Origin of the sequence: Streptomyces sp. NPDC046909 (genome assembly GCF_040644695.1) — a bacterium.
GTDB lineage: Bacteria > Actinomycetota > Actinomycetes > Streptomycetales > Streptomycetaceae > Streptomyces.
Window position 1 is genome coordinate 160,420 of the sequence record NZ_JBEYXC010000020.1, and the last position, 19,534, is coordinate 179,953.

The window sequence follows — 19,534 nt, forward strand, 5'->3', positions numbered from 1 at the left end:
TCCGCGACGGCGCAGTGTCGGACCGCTCCCGAGGATGATCGCCATGCCCACCACCCTTGCCTCCCCTGTCTCCTCCTCTTCCCCCTCCCCTTCCCCCATCGCGCGCGCCTCCGATGCCAACCGGCGGCGGACCAGCGCCAGTGTCGTGCTGCGGTCCGTGCTGGAGCACGGGCCGGTGGCGCGTTCCACCATCGCCCGGCTCACCGGGCTCTCCCCCGCCTCGGTGACCGACTACTGCGCCCGGTTCGCGCGGCTCGGGCTGATCCAGGAGGCCGCCGCGCCCCGGCGGTCGAACGGTGTGGGGCGGCCCCATGTGCCCGTCGACCTGGATTCCTCGCGTTTCGTTGTGGGCGGCGTCCATGTGGCCGTCCCCCACACCACGGTCGCGCTGCTCGATCTGCGGGGGCGGGTGGTGGCCTCGCGGGAGCTCAAGCACGACGGGGTCTTCGAGCCGGGGCGGGTGCTGGCGCGGGCCGCGGACGGGCTGGCGGCGCTGCTCGACGCGGCGCCGGAGTGCCGGCCGCTGGGGGTCGGTTTCGCGGCCGGGGGGTGGGTGGACCGGGAGGCCGGGACGGTCGTCGAGCATCCGCTGCTGGGGTGGCGGGACGTGCCGGTGCGGGAGCTGATCGGGGCGCGCACCGGGCTGCCGGTCCATGTGGACGGGCACGCGCGGGCGTTGGTCAACGCCGAGCGGCTGTTCGGGCGGGCGCGCGGAAGCCGGAGCGTGCTGCATCTGTTCGTGGGGAACGTCGTGGACGCCGCGTTCGCGACGAACGACGAGGTGCATCACGGGCCGCGTTCGCAGGCCGGCGCCATCGCCCATCTGCCGCTCGGGGGCGGCACGGAGACCTGCGGGTGCGGGCGGGTCGGGTGCCTTCAGGTCGAGTTGAGCGAGCGGACGCTGTGCGGACGGGCGCGGGCGGCCGGGGTCATCGCGGGCGTCAACCCGATGCATCTGGTGCGGACCGCGGCGGACGGCGACCCGGAGGCCGTACGGCTCCTTGTGGAGCGGTCGCGGATGACGGGGCGGGCGGCCGGACTGCTGCTCGACATCCTGAACCCGGAGGTCGTCGTGGTCACCGAGGTGGGCGCGATCCATCGGGAGGACTGCCTCTCCGCGCTGCGGGAAGAGGTCGGGGCCGAGCGTTCCGGGTCCGTGATCCCGACGAGTTTCCCGGATTCCGTGCTCGCGGTGGCGGGCGGTGCGGTGGCGCTCGACGTGCTTTACCGGGATCCGCTGACCGTGTCACCTGAGCGGACTTAATTCAGAAACTCCGAATGTTGACAGGGGTTCCGCCCCACCGGGAGCATCGTGTTCATGAGCCCTCACCTGCACTGTCGCGCCTTCTGTTGCTGACACGTCGCCCCGTGTGACCCGCTCATTTCTGCCGCGTGAAATTCCTTCCAGGCATTTTTCTCATGCACCAATTCAGGGAGTCCTCCCATGTCCTTTTCGCGTACGTCCGGCATAGACCGGCGTCTGTTCCTGACCTCCCTCGTGGGCGTCGCGGCCGGTGCCGCCGGCCTGACCGGCTGCGCCGAGTCCAGTGCCGCCACCGGCAGCAAGGGCGCCTCGACCGCCCCGCTCGCCGACAAGGTCCCGGCCGGTACGAGTCTGAAGGTCGCCTCCTTCTCCGGCACCCAGCAACTCCAGTTCAAGCTCGCCAAGTTGGGGGAACTGCCTTTCAAGGTCTCCAGCTGGGTGAACATCGGCGCCGGGCCCGATGTCATCAACGCCTTCCGCGCCAAGTCCCTGGATCTCGCCAACAACGCGGGAATTCCGCCGATCCAGGCCCACTACCAGGGATTCGACGCGAAGATCGTCGCGATCAACATCACGCGCAAGCCCAATTACGTCTTCGCCACCAAGCCCGGCAGCGACATCCGGACCGTCGACGACTTCCGCGGCAAGAAGATCGCGTTCTCGCAGGGGCAGGCCCAAGGCGTCGTACTGCTGCGGGCGTTGAAGAAGGCCGGGCTCGCCTACGACGAGGTGAAGCTGGTCCCGCTGACCAGCAACCAGTTCCTCACCGCCCTCCAGTCGGGCCAGGTGGACATCGCGCCGCTCGGCAACACCCAGTCCCCCGCCTACCTCGCGCAGTACGAGGCCAAGGGCGCCCGGGTCATCACCACGGACGTCGTCGACCTGCTCAACCTGCTGTGGGCGCCGGTCGGCGTGCTGAACGACGAGGCGAAGGCGGCCGCGGTCGCCGCGTACATCCCCTTCTGGGCCAAGGGCCAGGTCTGGGCGTACGAGAACCCCGACATCTGGAACGAGGAGTTCTACGTCAAGACGCAGAACCTGACCCTCGCGCAGGCGCAGGGGATCACGAAGCTCGCCAACAAGCCGCTGTTCTCGCCGAGTTGGGACGAGGCGATCCAGTGGGAGCAGGAGACCGCCGATCTGCTCGCGGAGGGCGGGTTCGTGAAGAAGTTCGACGTGTCCTCGCTCTTCGACCACCGCTTCGAGTCCATCGCCGCGAAGGCCGTAGCAGAGGAGTATCGGAAGTGAGCGCGGCGACGACGACCACGGCGGCGACGGCACCGGTCGTCGCGGAGACTTCGGAGGCGGTACGGCGGAAGCGGCGAGGCCTCTCGCCCGGCCCGCGGCTCCCCGCCACCCGGCTCATCGGGCCCTTGCTGCTCCTCGCGCTCTGGGCGGCGGCCTCGGTGGCGGGCCGGCTGGATCCGGCGGCGATCCCGGCGCCCTGGACGGTCGTCGAGACCGGTGTGCATCTGTGGACCGACGGGACGCTGACCGGGGACATCCTGACCTCGTTGCAGCGGGCCGCGTCCGGGTTCGCGATCGGGCTGGTCGCCGCGGTCGTGCTCGCGCTGGCGGCCGGGCTCAGCCGGGTCGGGGAAGCGCTCATCGACGGGTCGGTCAATCTCAACCGGGCGATCCCGACACTCGGTCTGATCCCGCTGTTCATCCTCTGGCTGGGGATCGGGGAGACGTTCAAGGTCGCCATCATCGCGATCGTCGTCTACATCCCGATCTATCTGAACACCCATGCCGCGCTGTCCGGGATCGACAGCCGGTTCGTCGAACTCGCCGAGGTGCAGGGGCTGAACCGGTTCCAGTTCATCCGGCAGATCGTCCTCCCCGGCGCACTGCCCGGATTCTTCGTGGGACTCCGGCTCGGTGTCACCAACTCCTGGCTCGGGCTGGTCGTCCTTGAGCAGATCAACGCCACCAGCGGACTCGGCTACATGATGTTCCAGGCCCAGAACTACGGCCAGTCGGACGTCATTCTCGTCGGACTCGTCGTGTACGGGGTGTTCGGCCTCGCCTCCGACAGTGCGGTCCGTCTCATCGAACGGAGGGTGCTGTCATGGCGACGCACACTGAGCAGCTGACTCTTTCCCGCCCGGCCGTCCAACTCCGGGGGCTCACACGGTCGTTCGACGGGCGGGTCGTTCTCGACGACGTCGATCTCGACATCCCCGCCGGGCAGTTCGTCGCTCTGCTCGGGCACAGCGGATCCGGCAAGAGCACGCTGCTGCGGGCCATCGCGGGGCTCGACCACGAGGTGGTCGGGAGCGGTCGGATCTCGGCTCCCGAGCGGGTGTCCGTGGTGTTCCAGGACTCACGGCTGCTGCCCTGGCGGCGGGTCCTGGACAACGTACTGCTGGGGACCGACGGGGTGGACAAGGGGCGGGCCGCTCTGGAGGAGGTCGGGCTCAAGGGGCGGGAGCGCGCCTGGCCGAACGAGCTGTCCGGGGGCGAGGCACAACGGGCGGCGCTGGCGCGGTCGTTGGTGCGGGAGCCGGAGCTGTTGCTGGCGGACGAGCCGTTCGGGGCGTTGGACGCGCTGACCCGGATCAGGATGCACGGGCTGCTGCGGGAGTTGTGGGAGCGGCATCGGCCGTCGGTGTTGCTGGTCACGCATGACGTGGACGAGGCGATCGTGCTGGCGGACCGGGTGCTGGTGCTGGAGTCCGGGCGGGTGGGGCTCGATCTGGCGATCGAGCGGGACCATCCGCGGTCGTACCGGGATCCGCTGCTCGGGGAGTACCGGGAGCGGTTGCTGGGCGCCCTGGGCGTGACAGAGGACCACTGATGACAAGAGCCCTGAGTTTCCCGGAGGACCACGCATGACCCGCCAGCTCCACCTCAACGCCTTCCTCATGAACACCGGGCACCACGAAGCCTCCTGGCGGCTTCCCGAGAGTGACCCCCATGCTCATGTCGAGCTCGATCACTATGTGCGGCTCGCCAGAGCCGCCGAGCGCGGCACGTTCGACTCGCTGTTTCTCGCCGACGGTCCCCAGCTGTGGGGCAACGTCGCCCAACGGCCCGCCGGGGCGCTGGAACCGCTGACCCTGCTCACCGCGCTGGCGACCGCGACCGAGCACATCGGGCTCATCGCCACCGCGTCGACGTCGTACAACTCGCCCTACAACCTGGCCCGTAAGTTCGCGTCGCTGGACATCATCAGCGGGGGCCGGGCGGGGTGGAACATCGTCACGACCGCCGGTGCGGAAGCGGCGCGCAACTTCGGGCTCGACGCCGAACCGGCGCACGCGGAGCGCTACGCGCGGGCCGCCGAGTTCGTGGAGGTCGCTCTCAAGCTCTGGGACAGCTGGGAGGACGACGCGATCGTCGGGGACAAGGACGCCGGGGTCTGGGGGGATGACGCCAAGATTCATCCGCCCCGGCATCAAGGGACGTACTTCAGTGTCGAAGGCGCCCTCAACGTGCCTCGCTCTCCCCAGGGTTACCCCCTCCTCGTGCAGGCCGGGTCCAGTGAGGACGGCAAGCGGTTCGCGGCGCGGTACGCGGAGGCCGTGTTCACCGCGCAGCAGACCCTGAAGGACGCCCAGGAGTTCTACTCCGACCTCAAGGCCCGTACGCGGGACGCCGGCCGGGATCCCGAGCACATCAAGGTGCTGCCCGGGATCGTGCCCGTCATCGGGTCGACGGAGGCGGAGGCGCGGGCGGCGGAGCAGCTTCTGGAGGACCACATCGTGCACACGCACGGGGTGGCCAATCTGGAGCGGCTTCTCCAACTGCCCCAGGGCCAGCTTGAGTTGGATGCCGAGTTGCCCGCCGATCTGCCCTCCGAGGACTCCATCGAGGGTGCGAAGAGCCGCTACACGCTCGTCGTCGAGCTCGCCCGGCGCGAACGGCTCACCGTGCGGCAGCTCATCGGGCGGCTCGGCGGCGGGCGCGGGCATCTCACCTTCGCGGGGACGCCCGAGCAGGTGGCCGACGCGATCGAGCGGTGGTTCACGCTCGGGGCCGCCGACGGCTTCAACATCATGCCGGCCGTGCTGCCGTCCGGCCTCGATCTCTTCGTCGACCACGTCGTCCCGATCCTGCGCGCCCGCGGTCTGCTCCGCGCGGAGTACGGGCCGCGCCGCACCACCCTGCGGGAGCGCTACGGCCTTCCCCGCCCCGCCAACCAGTACACCGCCACCGTCGGCCAACTCGTCTGACCCGTCTGACCCGTCTGACCCGTCTGAGAGGACCATCCCATGAGCATCGAGATCACCAAGGTCACCGCCCACATCGGCGCCCGTGTCTCCGGCGTCGACATCGCCAAGCCGCTCGACGAGGAGACGGTCGCCGCCCTCCGTGAGGCGCTCAACGTCCACAAGGCGCTCGTCTTCGACGGGGTCGACCTCGACGACGAGGGGCAGCAGGCCTTCGCCCGCCACTTCGGCGACCTCACCACCGCGCACCCGACGGTGCCCGCGGTCGACGGGGCCGCGAACGTACTGCCCGTCGACAGTGAGCAGGGCAGCGCCAGCCACTGGCACACGGACGTCACCTTCGTCCTCAACCCGCCGCAGGCCAGCACCCTGCGCAGCATCACGCTCCCGCCGTACGGGGGCGAGACGCTGATCACCAACTCCGCGGCGGCGTACTGGAGTCTGCCGGAGCCGCTGCGGCGGCTGGCCGACACGCTGTGGGCCGAGCACACCAACGACTACGACTACGCGGTGCCGGCGGAGGAGATCGACGAGCAGAAGGCCGCCCAGCGCGCCCAGTTCACCTCGATCAAGTACCGGACCGCGCACCCGGTCGTCCGCGTCCACCCGCTGACCGGTGAACGCGGGCTGTTCATCGGCGGGTTCGCGCAGCGCATCGTGGGCCTGTCGGTGACGGAGTCGCGCACGCTGCTGGACCTGCTCCAGTCGTACGTCGTCAAGCCGGAGCACATCCTGCGCCACCGCTGGTCGGAGAACCAGCTCGTGCTCTTCGACAACCGCATCACCCAGCACTACGCCGTCGACAACTACGACCGTCAGGCGCGCCGTCTGCACCGGGTGACCGTCGCAGGTGACATCCCGGTCGGCATCGAGGGCAAGGAGAGCTACTCGGTGGAGGGCGACGCGTCGCACTACACGAGCGTGGCGGCGTAGTTCACCGGCGTGGTGTTCCGGTCACCGTCCGTGCCGGACGTGTCCGGATAGCGGGCGGCCTCTCCCTCTGAGCGGAGAGGCCGCCCGGACTGTGGGCGTTTTTACCCATCTCACGCGGCGAAGATCGTGACGGGCCGGCTGCCGGGCATACCGGAGTGGGTCTGGGTGGGTGCGATCAGCCTGTTCCTGGTGCTGGGCGTCCTGGCGATCGCCGGGGCCCTCCCGGGCACGGACTCCCCCGGCACCTCACCGACTTCCTCCCCAACGGCAGCGAGGGCCTGGCCATCGGCATCCTCGCCTCTGTCTTCGCGTGGCGCATCGCGCTCTTCTACATCGGCTCGATGGCGGTCATCGTCACGCTCGTCCCGTGGGACTCGGCCGCGGTCACCGAGAAGGGCCCGTACGTCGCCGCCCTCGACTCCCTCGGCATCCCCGGCGCGGGCCGGCTGATGAACGTCGTCGTACTGGTGGCGCTCCTCAGCGCCATGAACGCCAACATCTACGGCTCCTCGCGCATCGCCTACTCCCTCGTGGCCCGGGGCCAGGGCCCGAAGCCGCTGGGCCGCATCTCCGGCGGCGTCCCCCGCGTCGCCGTCCTGGCCTCCTCCGTCTTCGGTTTCGCCTGCGTGATCCTGAGCTACTGGCGCCCCGACGACGTCTTCTCCTGCTCCTCAACATGATCGGCGGGGTCATCCTCGTCGTCTGGGCCTTCATCGCCGTCTCCCAACTCCGCCTGCGCCGGCGTGCCGCCGCGAGCTGACACGACCCGGCCTGCTCGACCTGCTCGACCTGCCGAAAGCCCCCTTGTGATCCACACGGGGGCTTTTTGCTGTTAGCTTGTTATTGCAAGCGAGTTGCAACAAGCTCTTGAGGGGACCCGTCATGCCCGTCTACACGCTGCCTGAACTGCCGTACGACTACTCCGCGCTCGCCCCCGTGATCAGCCCCGAGATCATCGAGCTGCACCACGACAAGCACCACGCGGCGTATGTGAAGGGTGCGAACGACACGCTGGAGCAGCTGGCGGAGGCGCGGGACAAGGAGCAGTGGGGGTCGATCAACGGGCTGGAGAAGAACCTGGCGTTCCATCTGTCCGGGCACATCCTGCACAGCATCTATTGGTCCAACATGGCGGGGGACGGCGGCGGTGAGCCCCTTGCCGTGGACGGAGTGGGCGACCTCGCGGATGCCATCACCGGGTCGTTCGGCTCCTTCGCCGGATTCAAGGCCCAGCTCACCAAGGCGGCTGCCACGACCCAGGGTTCGGGGTGGGGTGTGCTCGCCTATGAGCCGCTCAGCGGGCTGCTGATCGTCGAGCAGGTCTACGACCACCAGGGCAACGTCGGGCAGGGGTCCACCCCCATCCTCGTCTTCGACGCCTGGGAGCACGCCTTCTATCTCCAGTACAGGAACCAGAAGGTCGACTTCATCGAGGCGATGTGGGCGGTCGTCAACTGGCAGGACGTGGCCCGGCGTTACGCGGCCGCGAAGTCCCGGGCGGATGTTCTGCTGCTCGCGCCGTGAGGTACGTATGAGTCGTCCTGCCTCGTGATCGTCTTCTCACCCTTCACGCGGCAGGCGGAATGACGGAGGCCCCCGCGAGGACGTGACTCGCGGGGGCCTTCCAGTTGTTGGAGGGGCGCATGTCAGGGCTTGCGGCCCAGGCCGCCGTGCTGGCCGATCGGCTCCGGGCGCCCGGCGCCGTCCTCCGGGCGCCACAGCGGGACGGAGACGACGCCCGGGTCCACCAGCTCCAGGCCCTCGAAGAACGCGGCGATCTGGTCGACCGGGCGCAGGAAGTACGGGACGGCGCCGGTCTCGTTGTAGGCGTCCTGGGCCTGTTCGTAGACGGGGTCGGTGCCTCGGGAGCCGTCGTTGACCGAGAGGTAGCTGCCCGAGGGAAGCCCGGCGAGGAGGCGGGTGACCAGGTCGCGGGCCTGGTCGTAGTCGGCCACGTGGCCGAGGATGCCGCTGAGGATCAGGGCCGTCGGCCGGGTGAGGTCGAGCGTCCTCGACGCCGCCTCCAGGACGCCCTCGGGGTCGTACAGGCTCAGATCCTCGTACGCCGTCACGCCCTCCGGGGTCGAGGTGAGCAGGGCGCGGGCGTGGGCCAGGACGAGGGGGTCGTTGTCGACGTAGACGATCCTCGACTCGGGGGCGCCACGCTGGGCGACCTCATGGGTGTTGTCGACGGTGGGCAGGCCGGTGCCGACGTCCAGGAACTGGCGTACGTCCGTCTCCCGCACCAGGTACCGGATGCTGCGGCCGAGGAAGGCGCGGCTGCTGCGGGCGATGGTGACGATGCCGGGGAAGACGGCGGTGTAGGCGTCCCCGGCCGCCTCGTCCACCGGGTAGTTGTCCTTGCCGCCCAGCCAGTAGTTCCAGATGCGGGCCGAGTGGGGTACCGAGGTGTCGATCTCCGTCATGCGCCCATGGTGCTACGGCTCGCCCTGCTCGCAGGGCACATTGAGGGAGAGAAGTGCGGCGGAATCGGGGGCGGCCATGTGGAGTTCGGTGACCGCCGCGTTGCGCAGTCGCGGGAAGACGCGGCGGTAGTCGCTCAGGGGGATGTGCAGGAGTGCGCACAGCACCAGACGGAACAGGGTGTTGTGGGCCACGACGAGGACACGTTCGCCCGGGTGCGCGGCGGCGATCCGGTGCAGGGCCGCCGCCCCGCGCTCCGCCGCTTCGACCGGGTTCTCCGCGCCGGGGAACGGGTGCGCCACCGGGTCCGCGCGGAACGCCTCCGCCGCCTCCGGGTTCTCCTTCGCGAACTCCGCGAGGGTACGGCCCTCCACCACCCCGAAGTCGCATTCCCGCAGGCCGGGTTCGCGGTACGGGGTGAGGCCGAGGGCCTCGCAGGCGGGCTCGGCGGTGATGACGGCCCGGGAGACCGGGGACGTCCAGATCGCGTCGACGGGATGCGCCGCCGCCCAGCGGCCGAGCGCCCGCGCCTGTGCGAGGCCCGTCTCCGTGAGGGCCACGTCGCTGACGCCCGCGTAACGGTTCTCGGCATGCCAGACGGTCTGCCCGTGGCGGGCGAGGAGGAGGGTGGTGGCGGAGGTACCGGTGGCGCTCATGAGTCCGCAGTATCCAGGCTCAGCCGGCTGAGCGCGTGCGCCGCGACCGGGCCCGGCAGCCAGCCCCGGGTCGTGAGTTCGTCGACCAGCCGGGCGTACGGCTCCGCGAACACCGCCGTACGGTCGGGGCGCGGGGCCATGACCGTACGGATACGAACCATGCGCTCGGCTACGTCCGGCAGCGCCTCCCCGGTCACCCCGTGGGCCGCCAACGCGGCCATCCCCAGGGCCGGTTCGGTCTGTTCCGGCACCCGGGCCGGGCGGCCGAGGACATCGGCGCGGAGCTGGTTCCAGTACGGGCTGCGGGCGCCGCCGCCGGTGAAGGTGAGGGGGCCGTCGAGGGGGGCGCCGAGGTGGTGGAGGTAGTCCAGGCAGAGGCGTTCGGCGAAGGCGACGCCCTGGAGGAGGGCGGCCCACAGGTCGGCCTCGCCGGCGGGTTCGCCGAGGACCAGGGCGGTGGCCTGCGGGGCGAGGAAGGGAAACCGTTCGCCGGGTGAGACGAGGGGGTAGGTGATCGCGCCCGCCGGTTCGTGCGCGGCGGCCTGTTCGTCCATTGCCGCCGGGTCCGCCCCCGCGAAGGCCGCCGTGAGGACACCCGCGCCCACACTGGAGGCGCCGCCGGGCAGCCAACTCCCGTCCGGGGCACGGTGGTTGTAGACCACGCCGGTGGGGTCGTGGACGGGGGCCGCGGTGGCGCCCTTGAGGACCAGGGTCGTGCCGAGAACGGAGTTCCAGGAGCCCTCGCGCAGGGCGCCGGACGCGAGCTGGGCCGCGCAGCCGTCCGTCATCCCGGCGATCACGGTGGTCCCGGCGGGGATGCCGGTGGCCTCGGCGGCGGCCGCGCAGACCTCACCGAGCTGGGTGCCGGGGCGTACGACGTCCGGCAGTTCCAGGGCGCCGGGGAGGTCCGGCCAGGCCTCGGCCGCCACGTCGTACCCCGTCTTGAGGGCGTGGCTGGAGTCGGTGGGGACGGGGTGGCCGACCAGACGGGCCGTGATGAGGTCGGGCTGGTGGGTGACGGTGCCGTGACCGTGGGTCCGGCCGTGGGTGCGGGCCAGCCACAGGGCCTTCGGCAGCCCCCAGGTGTGCTGCACCGCGAACCCCGCCGACCGCAGCCGCTCGGCCTCGGCCCACGCCCGCCCGTCGTCGTACATCAGCGCGGGGCCGAGGGGCCGGCCTGCGGGGTCCGTCAGCAGGACGGTCCCGGAGGTACCGCACACCGCGAGCCCGGCGAGGCGTACGTCTTCGGCGGAGGTCAGCGCGGCCCGGGACGCCGTACACACCGCGTCCCACCACTCCCCCGGCTCCTGCTCGTGCCGCGGCCCGTCGCGCCGCCCCTCCAGCGGGGCCGTACCGCCGCCCAGGACCCGGCCGTCACCGGACACCGCCAGCGCGCGGACGCTCTGCGTACCGAGGTCGATCCCGAGCCACGCCTCCTGTGCCATCCCGGCCTCCCGCACATCGCACACCGTGAACTTCTCACTCTGCACCGAGATTTACCCGTGCGCGAGGGATTGACGGCCTTCTTCGGCCGTTACACCCTCTGTTATCGAGTCGACTCGACGTGTCAGCGCCGTCGAAGAGACCGTCCAGGACGACGGACAGGGAAGCGATGAGCACCGGCAGCGACACACCGCAGGGACCCGCGGCCCGCCAGGCGGCCATGGCGGAACGGGTCCTGGCCGACGGCTCGGCGACCGCGGCGGAGCTCGCCGAGCGGTTCGGGGTGAGCCTGATGACCATCCACCGGGACCTCGACGAGCTCGAACGGCAGGGAATCGTCAGGAAGTTCAGGGGCGGGGTGACCGCGCAGCCGTCGGGGGTCTTCGAGTCGAACGTGCAGTACCGGCTGAAGGCGATGCGGGCGGAGAAGGCGGCGATCGCCGAGCACGCGCTCAAGCTGATCGAGCCCGGCATGGCCATCATGCTCGACGACTCCACCACCGCCCTGGAGATAGCCCGCGGACTCCGCCTCGGCGAGATCACCCCGCTGACCGTCGTCACCAACTTCCTCGAAGCGCTCAACCTCCTCTCCGACCAGCGCGGCATCCACCTGATGGCGCTCGGCGGCGACTACGACCCCCTGCACTCCTCCTTCCTCGGCGTCTCCTGCGTCGAGGCGATCCAGTCCCTCCGTGTCGACGTCTGCTTCGCGTCCACGTCGGCCGTGCACGGGGGTTACGCCTACCACCAGGAACAGCACATCGTGTCGGTGAAGCGGGCGATGCTCGACGCGGCCGCCCGCGACGTCCTGCTGATCGACCACACCAAGCTCGCCCGGACCGCCCTGCACCGGGTCGCCCCGCTCTCCCGCTTCGACCTGGTGCTGGTCGACGACGGGGCACCGGCGGACGCGCTGCGGGACCTGGACGAGCACAAGGTCCGTTACGAGGTCTGTACGACGAACACGACGAACACGGCGAACACGGCGAACACGACGAGGGGTGGCGATGAGCGAGACCCTGCGGATCACGGCGGCGGGCGACCACTTCGTGCTGCCGGGCCTGATCGCCCGCGCGGTGGCCGAGGAGGTCGGTGAACACCCGCTGGTGGTAAGGGAACTGGAGCTCGGCTGGCCGCTGGAGCCGTTCGGTCCGGTCGCCGAGGTCACGGAGGCGAGCGATGCCGAGGAGGCGATGATCGAGGCGCTGGCCGGTGCGGAGGTGCTGGTCACACAGATGGGCCCGGTCACCGAACGCGTCCTGGCGGCCTCCCCGAACCTCCGTCTGGTCGTCGTCTGCCGGGGCGGCCCGGTGAACGTCAACCTCGACGCCGCGAAGTCCCATGACGTACGGGTGTGTTTCACACCGGGCCGCAACGCCGCCGCCACCGCCGAGTTCACGGTCGGCCTGATGCTGGCGGCCCTGCGCCGCATCCCCCAGGCCCACGATCTCCTCGCCCGGCAAGGGAGTTGGGCGGGATCGGCGTACTACACCTACGAGAACAGCGGCCTGGAACTGGAGGACCTCCCCGTCGGACTGGTCGGCTACGGCGCGGTCGGCAGCCGGGTCGCCCGCGTGCTCTGCGCGTTCGGCGCGCAGGTCATGGTGTACGACCCGTACGTCCGCGGCGAGATCCACGGTCTGCGGGTGACGTCCCTGGACGAACTCCTGCGCAAGTCCCGGGTGATCACCCTGCACGCCCGTCTCACCCCCGAGACCCGGGGCCTGATCGGCGCCCGCGAACTGTCCCTCCTCCCGCCCGGCGCGGTCGTGGTCAACGCGGCCCGCGGCCCCCTCCTGGACGAGGAGGCGCTGTGCGACGCGCTGGAGGCGGGCCGGCTGTCGGCGGCCGCGCTGGACACCTACGCGCGGGAGCCCGTACCAACAGGCCACCGGCTGCTGGGACTTGCCGAACAGGTCGTCCTGACCCCGCACTTGGGCGGGGCGTCGCGCGCCGTCGCGGAGAAGGCGGCGCGGATCGCCGCGGCGGAAGTGGGGCGGTGGGTGCGCGGGGCAGCGCTGGCGCACTGTCTGACGTGAGGCCCGAGGAGGCGCTCCCATGGACGTGGGTGCCGCCGACGAACTGTCCGACCTGAGGCCCGAGGAGGCGCTCATGTACGTCGGTATCGATGTGGGCACGTCCACGGTCAAGGCCGCCGCCTTCGACGCCACGGGACGTGAACTGGCCGTCGCCGCACGCCCGGTGGGCCTCGCGCTGCACGGCGGGTTCGTCGAGCAGGACATGGACGAGGTGTACGGGGCGGTCGTGGCCGTCCTCGACGAGGTGACCGCGCGGGTGACCGAGCCCGTGGAGCTGGCCGGGCTGACCGGGCAGGGCGACGGGGTGTGGCTGGTCGACGCGGCGGGCCGTCCGGTCCGGCAGGCGGCCTCCTGGATGGACGGCCGGGCGCATGAACTGGTCGACCGCTGGCTGGCGGACGGCACCTTCGAGACGGTGTTCCGGCGGACGGGGAGCGCCATGTTCCCCGGCTGTCCCGGCCCTCTCCTCGCCTGGCTGGACAGCCATGACCCGAAGGCGCTGGACGCGGCGACGGCGGCCGTCTACTGCAAGGACATGGTGTTCCAGCGGCTCACGGGCGCCGCGCGGGCGACGACGGATGTGTCGGACGCGTCGATGCCGTTCCTCGACCCGAGGACGAGGACGTACGACAACCGGGTCGTCGAACTCCTCGGCCTGACCCACCGCCGGGGCCTCCTCGCCCCGGTCAGCGATCCGGTCGCCACGGCCGAGGCGCGCGGCGAGGGGCTGCCGGCCGGCACGCGGGTCGCCGACGGCCCGTACGACCTGCCCGCCTGCGCGCTGGGCGCCGGGGTCACCGCTCCCGGCGACGGTCTGCTGATCGTCGGGACGTGTCTCGCCAGCCTCGTCGCGACCGCCGAGGTGGACCTGACCGGCGAACCGGCCGGCCTGTACATCTCCACCGACCGCCCCGGCCACTGGCTGCGCGCGATGCCGGCGATGGTCGGCACGGCGGCCCTGGACTGGGTCCTGTCGACGACGGGCGTACGCCACGAAGAGGTGGACGCCCTGCTCGCCGAGACCCCGCCGGGCGCGAACGGCGTCCGCGTCCTGCCCTACTTCGCCCCCTCCGGCGAACGCGCCCCCTTCGTCGAGCCCCGCCTCCGCGCCGAACTCACCGGCGTCTCCCTGGAGTCGACCCGCGCCGACCTGATCCGCGCCACCTGCGAGGGCATCGGCTACGCGGCCCGGCACTGCCTGGAGGCGGCGGGCCTCACGGGCACGCTGGCGGTGTGCGGCGGCGGCACCCGCAGCCCCGCCTGGATGCGGCTGCTGTCCGACGTACTGGGCCGTCCGCTGCGGGTCGTCGAGGGCGAGGTGGGCGCGCGGGGCGCGGTGCTCGCGGCGGCGGAGCGGTACGGGGTGGAACTGGACGCGGAGGCATGGACGCGGCCGACGGCGGTGGTAGAACCGGACGCGGAACGGGCGGCGTCCTACGCGAAGGGGTACGAGGAGCATCTGGCCCGGCTGTCGGAGGCACGGGACCGGGCGCGGGGCTGAATCACCGTACGGGTACAGGGAGTTGCATGACACGCAAGCTGGCTTGCCCGACCTGCGGCACCATGGAGGACTTCCGGCTGCTCACCGACGAGGAGCGGGCGGCGGTCCGGGAGGAGAAGGGGGAGCGCCACCGGGTGGACAACCTGTGGCGCTGCACCGCCCACGGCTGTCTCTCGTACTACCGCCACCTCAACAAGAACGACGGTGGCCTCCTCCCCGAGAAGTTCCGCGAGGAGAAGGCCACCGACGCATGACGCCTACAGGTTGCTGAAGTCCGGGCCCTTGGTCCGGGTCCGCTTGATCTCGTAGAAGCCCGGCACGGAGGCGACCGCCAGGGTGCCGTCCCACAGGCGCGCCGCGTCCTCGCCCTTGGGGGCGGGGGTGACGACCGGGCCGAAGAAGGCGATCTGCTCACCGTCGGCACCGGGGACGGCGATGACGGGGGTGCCGACCTCCTGGCCGACCTTCTCGATGCCCTCCTTGTGGGAGGCGCGCAGCTCGGCCTCGAACTCGAAGTCCTCCTGGTCGGCGTAGTCGATCAGGTCGGCGGGCAGCCCGGCGTCCGCGAGGGCGCCGGCTATCGCCTCGGTGGTCGGACCCTCGCCGTTGTTGTGGAAGCGGGTGCCGAGCGCGGTGTAGAGCGGGCCGAGGACGTCCGCGCCATGCTTCTGCCAGGCCGCGGTGGCCACCCGTACCGGCTTCCATGCCTTGGTCGCCAGCATCTCCCGGTACTGCTCGGGCAGCTGGTCGATCTTGTCCTCGTTGAGGACGGCCAGGCTCATGATGTGCCAGCGCACCTCGATGTCCCGGACCTTCTCCACCTCCAGCACCCATCGAGAGGTCATCCAGGCCCAGGGGCACAGCGGGTCGAACCAGAAGTCGACGGGCGTCTTCGCGGAGCTGGTCTCGGACATGGGTCTCCTAAGGAAAGTGTTCGATTGAAACAGGGAACACCGGCCGCACCCCGCCCCATTCCCTTCCGGGGCCGCATTTCCCGCTGCCGCCCGTATTCCCTGCTGCCGCCCGTCAGGGGCACATGGCAGGATCGGTGCTGTCCACATACCGAACACCGCCCGAGGGAGTACCGCCCGTGCCCGGTGAGAATCTGTCCCGCGACGAGGCCCGGGAGCGGGCCGCACTGCTGTCCGTCGACGGGTACGACGTGTCCCTGGACGTCCGTTCGGCCATCGGGGACGCGGGCGAGGAGCCCCGGACCTTCCGCTCGGTCACCACGATCCGCTTCCGCTGCGCCGAGCCGGGCGCCGCGAGCTTCGCCGACCTCATCGCCCCGAGTGTGACCTCCGTCTCCCTCAACGGCCGCGACCTCGACCCGCGCGAGGTCTTCGACGGCTCGCGGATCACCCTGGAAGACCTGGCCGCCGAGAACGAACTGATCGTCGACGCCCAGTGCGCCTACTCCCGCACCGGCGAGGGCCTGCACCGCTTCGTCGACCCGGAGGACGGCGAGGTCTACCTGTACACGCAGTACGAGCCGGCCGACTCCCGCCGCGTCTTCGCCAACTTCGAGCAGCCGGACCTCAAGGCCCCGTTCCGCTTCGAGGTGAGGGCCCCGGAGGAGTGGACGGTCTGGAGCAACGGGGAGGGCTCGCGGGCGGACGGCGTGTGGCGCTTCGCGGAGACGAAGCCGATCTCGACGTACATCACCTGTGTGGTGGCGGGCCCGTACCACTACGTGACGGACTCCTACTCCCGCACCCTCGCCGACGGCAGCACGCTCGACATCCCCCTCGGCGCGATGTGCCGCAAGGGCCTGGCCCCCTACTTCGACGCGGACGACGTCTTCCTGGTCACCAAGCAGGGCCTGGACTTCTTCCACGACCACTTCGACTACCCGTACCCGTTCGGGAAGTACGACCAGGCGTTCGTGCCCGAGTACAACCTCGGCGCGATGGAGAACCCGGGGATCGTCACCTTCCGCGAGGAGTACATCTTCCGCGGCAAGGTCACCCAGGCGTCCTACGAGGCGCGGGCCAACGTCATCCTGCACGAGATGGCCCACATGTGGTTCGGCGACCTCGTCACCATGGTGTGGTGGGACGACCTGTGGCTGAAGGAGTCCTTCGCCGACTTCATGGGCACCTTCGCGAACGTGGGCGCGACCCGCTTCGAGAACGCCTGGATCACCTTCGCCAACCGCCGCAAGGCCTGGGCGTACCGAGCCGACCAGCTCCCCTCGACCCACCCGATCACGGCGGACATCCGCGACCTCCAGGACGCGAAGCTCAACTTCGACGGCATCACGTACGCCAAGGGGGCTTCGGTCCTGAAGCAGTTGGTGGCGTACGTAGGCCAGGACGCGTTCCTGGAGGGCGCGCGCCGCTACTTCAAGCGCCACGCGTACGGCAACACGCGCCTCGCCGACCTGCTGTCGGTCCTGGAGGAGACCAGCGGCCGCGACATGGCGACCTGGTCGCGCTCCTGGCTCCAGACGGCGGGCGTCAACTCCCTCACCCCGCAGGTGCTGTTGAGCGCGGAGGGCAGGATCACCGAGCTGGCGGTGCTCCAGGAGGCGGCCGAGTCCCACCCCGAACTCCGCCCGCACCGGGTGGCGGTGGGCCTGTACCGCAAGAACGCGGACGGCTCGGTCGAGCGGTACGCGCGCGTGGAGGTCGACGTGGAGGGCCCGCGCACCGTCGTACCGGACCTGGCGGGCACGGAGGCCCCGGAACTGATCCTGGTCAACGACGACGACCTGACGTACTGCAAGACGCGCTTCGACACGGCGTCCTTGGAAACCCTCAAGTCCCACCTGGGCGATGTGGCGGACCCGCTAGCCCGGGCCCTGTGCTGGTCGGCCCTGTGGAACATGACGAGGGACGCCCTCCTGCCGGCCCGCGACTTCATCGGCCTCGTGCTGCGCTTCGCGGGCCGGGAGTCCGACATCGGCGTACTCCAGATGCTGCACGCGTGGGCCAACTCGTCGCTGGTCAACTACGTGGCGCCGGAGCGGCGTACGACGGCCGGCCGCGTCCTGGCGGAGGGCGCGCTGAAGGAACTGCGCCAGGCGGAACCGGCCGGCGAGCACCAGCTGGCGTGGGCGAGGTTCTTCGCGACGGTGGCATCGGACGCGGCCGACCTCCAGCTGCTGCAAGGCCTGCTGGAGGGCACGGCGAAGATCGACGGCCTGGAGGTGGACCAGGAACTGCGCTGGGCGTTCCTGGAGCCGCTGGCGTCACACGGCGTCGCGGACGAAAGCACCCTGGCCGCCGAACTGACCCGGGACGACACGGCATCCGGCAAGCGCCACCAGGTCCGCTGCCTGGCGGCCCGCCCGTCGGAGGCGGTGAAGGCACAGGCATGGGCCCAGGTGGTGGAGTCGGACGCCCTGTCGAACGCTCTCGTGGGGGCGACGATCTCGGGCTGGAACCAGTCCTCGCAGCGGGAGTTGCTGGCCCCGTACACGACGAAGTACTTCGCGGCGATCGAACGCGTCTGGACGGACCGCTCGATCCAGATCGGCATGGACGTGGTGGGCGGCCTGTTCCCGTCGTTGCAGCAGTCGCCGGAGACGGTGGCGGCGACGGACGAGTGGCTGACGTCCCACGCGGAGGCCGCACCGGCGCTGCGCCGCCTGGTCCTGGAGGCGAGGGACGACCTGGCGAGGGCGCTGCGGGGGCAGGCGTGCGACGCGAAGTCGGCCTGAAGCCAGGGAGTACCTCTGGCCCGGACCAGGACTACCTCTGGCCTGAACTTGGGCACTCGGTAGCCGTTACGAAGTTCAGGCAATAAGGACCGTAACCCCTGGTCCACCCCATTCGGACCAGGGGTTTTCGCCGCCTACTCGGCACCCGAACACCCGTCCTTTAGTACCAGCTTGTCCGCATTTATCGACAGACGCGTAACAGCGGTTAGAGGCCGGTCCGACGGCGGGAATCCCCGCTGCATGAACCACAACACCCCGGTCCCCCCGCTCTCCTCCCGCCCGGTCCGCCACCTCTCGGAGGTGCGCCGCCGGGTGATGACGGCCGCGCAGTTGAGGTCGCACGGAGTCTCGTCCTCCGAGACGAACGAGCAGTGCCGCCCCGGCGGCCCCTGGCAGCAGCTCCTCCCGGGCGTGTTCCTGCTCCACCCGGGCCCCCCGACCAGCGAGGAGCGCCTGCACGCGACCCTGATGTACGCGGCGAAGGAGCGCCCGGCCGGAGTCCCGTCCCAGCCCGGAGCGGAGGACCCCCACGCCCCGACGTACACGGAGGCGATGCTCACGGGCCTGGCGGCCCTGACCCTCCACGGCTTCACTTCATCACCCCCCCTGATGTCCCTGGACAAGCTGGACGTCCTGGTCCCCCGCCTCCGCCGCCTCCGCTCGACGGGCTGCGCCCGCGTGGTCCGTACGACGTCCATGCCGACGCCCCAGCAGGTCACGGGCCTCCCGGTGGCACCGGTGCCGCGGGCGCTGGCGGATGCGGTGGCGGAACTTTCGGACGCGGGAGTCGTCCGCCGCCTCCTCACCGAGGCGGTGCGGGGCGGCCACTGCGAACCCGCGTCGGTGGTCCGCGCGTTGAACAACGCCAAGCTGCTGAGCCGCCCGCACGTGGTGGACGCCGTGGACTCCCTGCTGGCCGAGGGCCGCGCGATCGCGGAGGACCGCCTCTACCGCATGGTCCGCGAACACGGCCTGCCCGACCCGGTCTGGAACGTGGACCTCCGCCTGCCGGGCGGGCCCCACCTCGGCGGCCTGGACGCGTACTGGCCGGAGCAGGCGGTGGCCGTGGAACTGGACACCCGGGCGCCCCGCCAGGACGAGGACGCGCTGTGGTCGGAGTACGCCCGCAAGCGCGAGCACCTGGAGCGCCTCGGCATCACGGTCGTCCACATCACCCCGAAGAAGCTGAGGGAGTCCATGGAGCAGCAGGCGGCGGTGGTCCGCACGGCACTGATGGCGTCCGGCGACCGCGATCCCGCCGCGTATGTCGTGGTCCTCCCCCGGTAGTGACGGACCGGGGCAGGGCCAGGAGGGGAGAGGAGGAGCCGCCGGGTGGAGGGGACCGGGCGGCTCCTCCTCATGACGCCCGCGCGCAAGTCAAGGCCGACAGTTAAGGTATATTCCGTCTACGTAATATTGACTCTACGTTCATTGA

At 70.7% G+C, this 19,534-nt stretch carries 17 protein-coding genes and 1 pseudogene; 14 read left to right on the forward strand and 4 right to left on the reverse strand.

Features of this window, described 5'->3' with window-relative positions; all coding sequences use genetic code 11:
- Nucleotides 1-43 precede the first annotated feature (43 nt).
- From ABZ928_RS45055 to ABZ928_RS45090, 8 genes and pseudogenes are all read left to right on the forward strand, one after another.
- The gene (locus ABZ928_RS45055) at nt 44-1,264 is read left to right on the forward strand and encodes an ROK family protein (protein ID WP_361532992.1); all 1,221 of its coding nucleotides are present in this window, start codon (nt 44-46) and stop codon (nt 1,262-1,264) included.
- Between the two features lie 180 nt (nt 1,265-1,444).
- On the forward strand, nt 1,445-2,512 hold the full coding sequence (locus ABZ928_RS45060) for an ABC transporter substrate-binding protein (RefSeq protein WP_361532995.1): 1,068 nt from the start codon (nt 1,445-1,447) through the stop codon (nt 2,510-2,512).
- Nucleotides 2,509-3,360, forward strand: coding sequence for an ABC transporter permease (locus tag ABZ928_RS45065; RefSeq protein ID WP_361532998.1), 852 nt, complete (start codon nt 2,509-2,511; stop codon nt 3,358-3,360). Before ABZ928_RS45060 ends, ABZ928_RS45065 begins: the two co-directional genes overlap by 4 nt.
- Nucleotides 3,336-4,064, forward strand: a complete 729-nt coding sequence (locus ABZ928_RS45070; RefSeq protein ID WP_361533001.1) for an ABC transporter ATP-binding protein — start codon at nt 3,336-3,338, stop codon at nt 4,062-4,064. The genes ABZ928_RS45065 and ABZ928_RS45070 overlap by 25 nt, the downstream gene beginning before the upstream one ends.
- A gap of 34 nt (nt 4,065-4,098) precedes the next feature.
- Entirely contained in the window at nt 4,099-5,442 is a 1,344-nt protein-coding gene (locus tag ABZ928_RS45075; protein ID WP_361533004.1) for an LLM class flavin-dependent oxidoreductase, read from the forward strand.
- 39 nt (nt 5,443-5,481) lie between these two features.
- A complete protein-coding gene (locus ABZ928_RS45080; protein ID WP_361533007.1) occupies nt 5,482-6,372 on the forward strand; it encodes a TauD/TfdA family dioxygenase in 891 nt (296 codons plus the stop codon).
- 114 nt (nt 6,373-6,486) lie between these two features.
- Nucleotides 6,487-7,117, forward strand: a pseudogene (locus tag ABZ928_RS45085) (amino acid transporter); the annotation flags it as partial.
- A gap of 137 nt (nt 7,118-7,254) precedes the next feature.
- A complete protein-coding gene (locus ABZ928_RS45090; protein WP_361533010.1) occupies nt 7,255-7,896 on the forward strand; it encodes a superoxide dismutase in 642 nt (213 codons plus the stop codon).
- Nucleotides 7,897-8,018: 122 nt separating this feature from the next.
- On the opposite strand, the gene ABZ928_RS45095 is transcribed toward ABZ928_RS45090, so the two are convergent.
- Genes ABZ928_RS45095 through ABZ928_RS45105 form a run of 3 tightly spaced genes read right to left on the reverse strand, consistent with a single transcriptional unit; the run spans nt 8,019 to nt 10,897 of the window.
- A complete protein-coding gene (locus ABZ928_RS45095) occupies nt 8,019-8,798 on the reverse strand; it encodes an SAM-dependent methyltransferase (protein WP_361533013.1) in 780 nt (259 codons plus the stop codon).
- Between the two features lie 12 nt (nt 8,799-8,810).
- Nucleotides 8,811-9,452 (reverse strand): histidine phosphatase family protein, encoded by a 642-nt coding sequence (locus tag ABZ928_RS45100; protein WP_361533016.1) that lies wholly within the window; start codon nt 9,450-9,452, stop codon nt 8,811-8,813.
- Nucleotides 9,449-10,897 carry an FGGY-family carbohydrate kinase gene (locus ABZ928_RS45105; RefSeq protein WP_361533088.1) on the reverse strand — a complete coding sequence of 483 codons (1,449 nt, stop codon included), beginning with the start codon at nt 10,895-10,897 and terminating at the stop codon, nt 9,449-9,451. The genes ABZ928_RS45100 and ABZ928_RS45105 overlap by 4 nt, the downstream gene beginning before the upstream one ends.
- Nucleotides 10,898-11,064: 167 nt before the next feature.
- Here ABZ928_RS45105 and ABZ928_RS45110 point away from each other — a divergent pair, with 167 nt between their 5' ends.
- The 4 genes from ABZ928_RS45110 (at nt 11,065) to ABZ928_RS45125 (ending at nt 14,689) form a co-directional block, all read left to right on the forward strand.
- Nucleotides 11,065-11,991 carry a DeoR/GlpR family DNA-binding transcription regulator gene (locus tag ABZ928_RS45110; RefSeq protein ID WP_361533019.1) on the forward strand — a complete coding sequence of 309 codons (927 nt, stop codon included), beginning with the start codon at nt 11,065-11,067 and terminating at the stop codon, nt 11,989-11,991.
- Complete coding sequence (locus ABZ928_RS45115) at nt 11,903-12,934, forward strand: 2-hydroxyacid dehydrogenase (RefSeq protein ID WP_361533022.1); 1,032 nt, start codon at nt 11,903-11,905, stop codon at nt 12,932-12,934. Before ABZ928_RS45110 ends, ABZ928_RS45115 begins: the two co-directional genes overlap by 89 nt.
- A 73-nt stretch (nt 12,935-13,007) precedes the next feature.
- Complete coding sequence (locus tag ABZ928_RS45120) at nt 13,008-14,435, forward strand: FGGY-family carbohydrate kinase (RefSeq protein WP_361533091.1); 1,428 nt, start codon at nt 13,008-13,010, stop codon at nt 14,433-14,435.
- Between the two features lie 26 nt (nt 14,436-14,461).
- Nucleotides 14,462-14,689, forward strand: coding sequence for a hypothetical protein (locus tag ABZ928_RS45125; RefSeq protein ID WP_361533025.1), 228 nt, complete (start codon nt 14,462-14,464; stop codon nt 14,687-14,689).
- A gap of 3 nt (nt 14,690-14,692) precedes the next feature.
- Here ABZ928_RS45125 and ABZ928_RS45130 read toward each other — a convergent pair whose 3' ends face one another.
- Nucleotides 14,693-15,349 (reverse strand): DsbA family protein, encoded by a 657-nt coding sequence (locus ABZ928_RS45130; protein WP_361533028.1) that lies wholly within the window; start codon nt 15,347-15,349, stop codon nt 14,693-14,695.
- Between the two features lie 176 nt (nt 15,350-15,525).
- On the opposite strand from ABZ928_RS45130, the gene pepN reads away from it, so the two are divergent.
- Nucleotides 15,526-18,099, forward strand: coding sequence for an aminopeptidase N (gene pepN / locus ABZ928_RS45135; RefSeq protein ID WP_361533031.1), 2,574 nt, complete (start codon nt 15,526-15,528; stop codon nt 18,097-18,099).
- A 240-nt stretch (nt 18,100-18,339) separates the two neighbouring features.
- Nucleotides 18,340-19,386: a hypothetical protein gene (locus ABZ928_RS45140; RefSeq protein WP_361533034.1), complete on the forward strand. Its 1,047-nt coding sequence runs from the start codon at nt 18,340-18,342 to the stop codon at nt 19,384-19,386.
- The last annotated feature ends 148 nt before the right edge of the window (nt 19,387-19,534 follow it).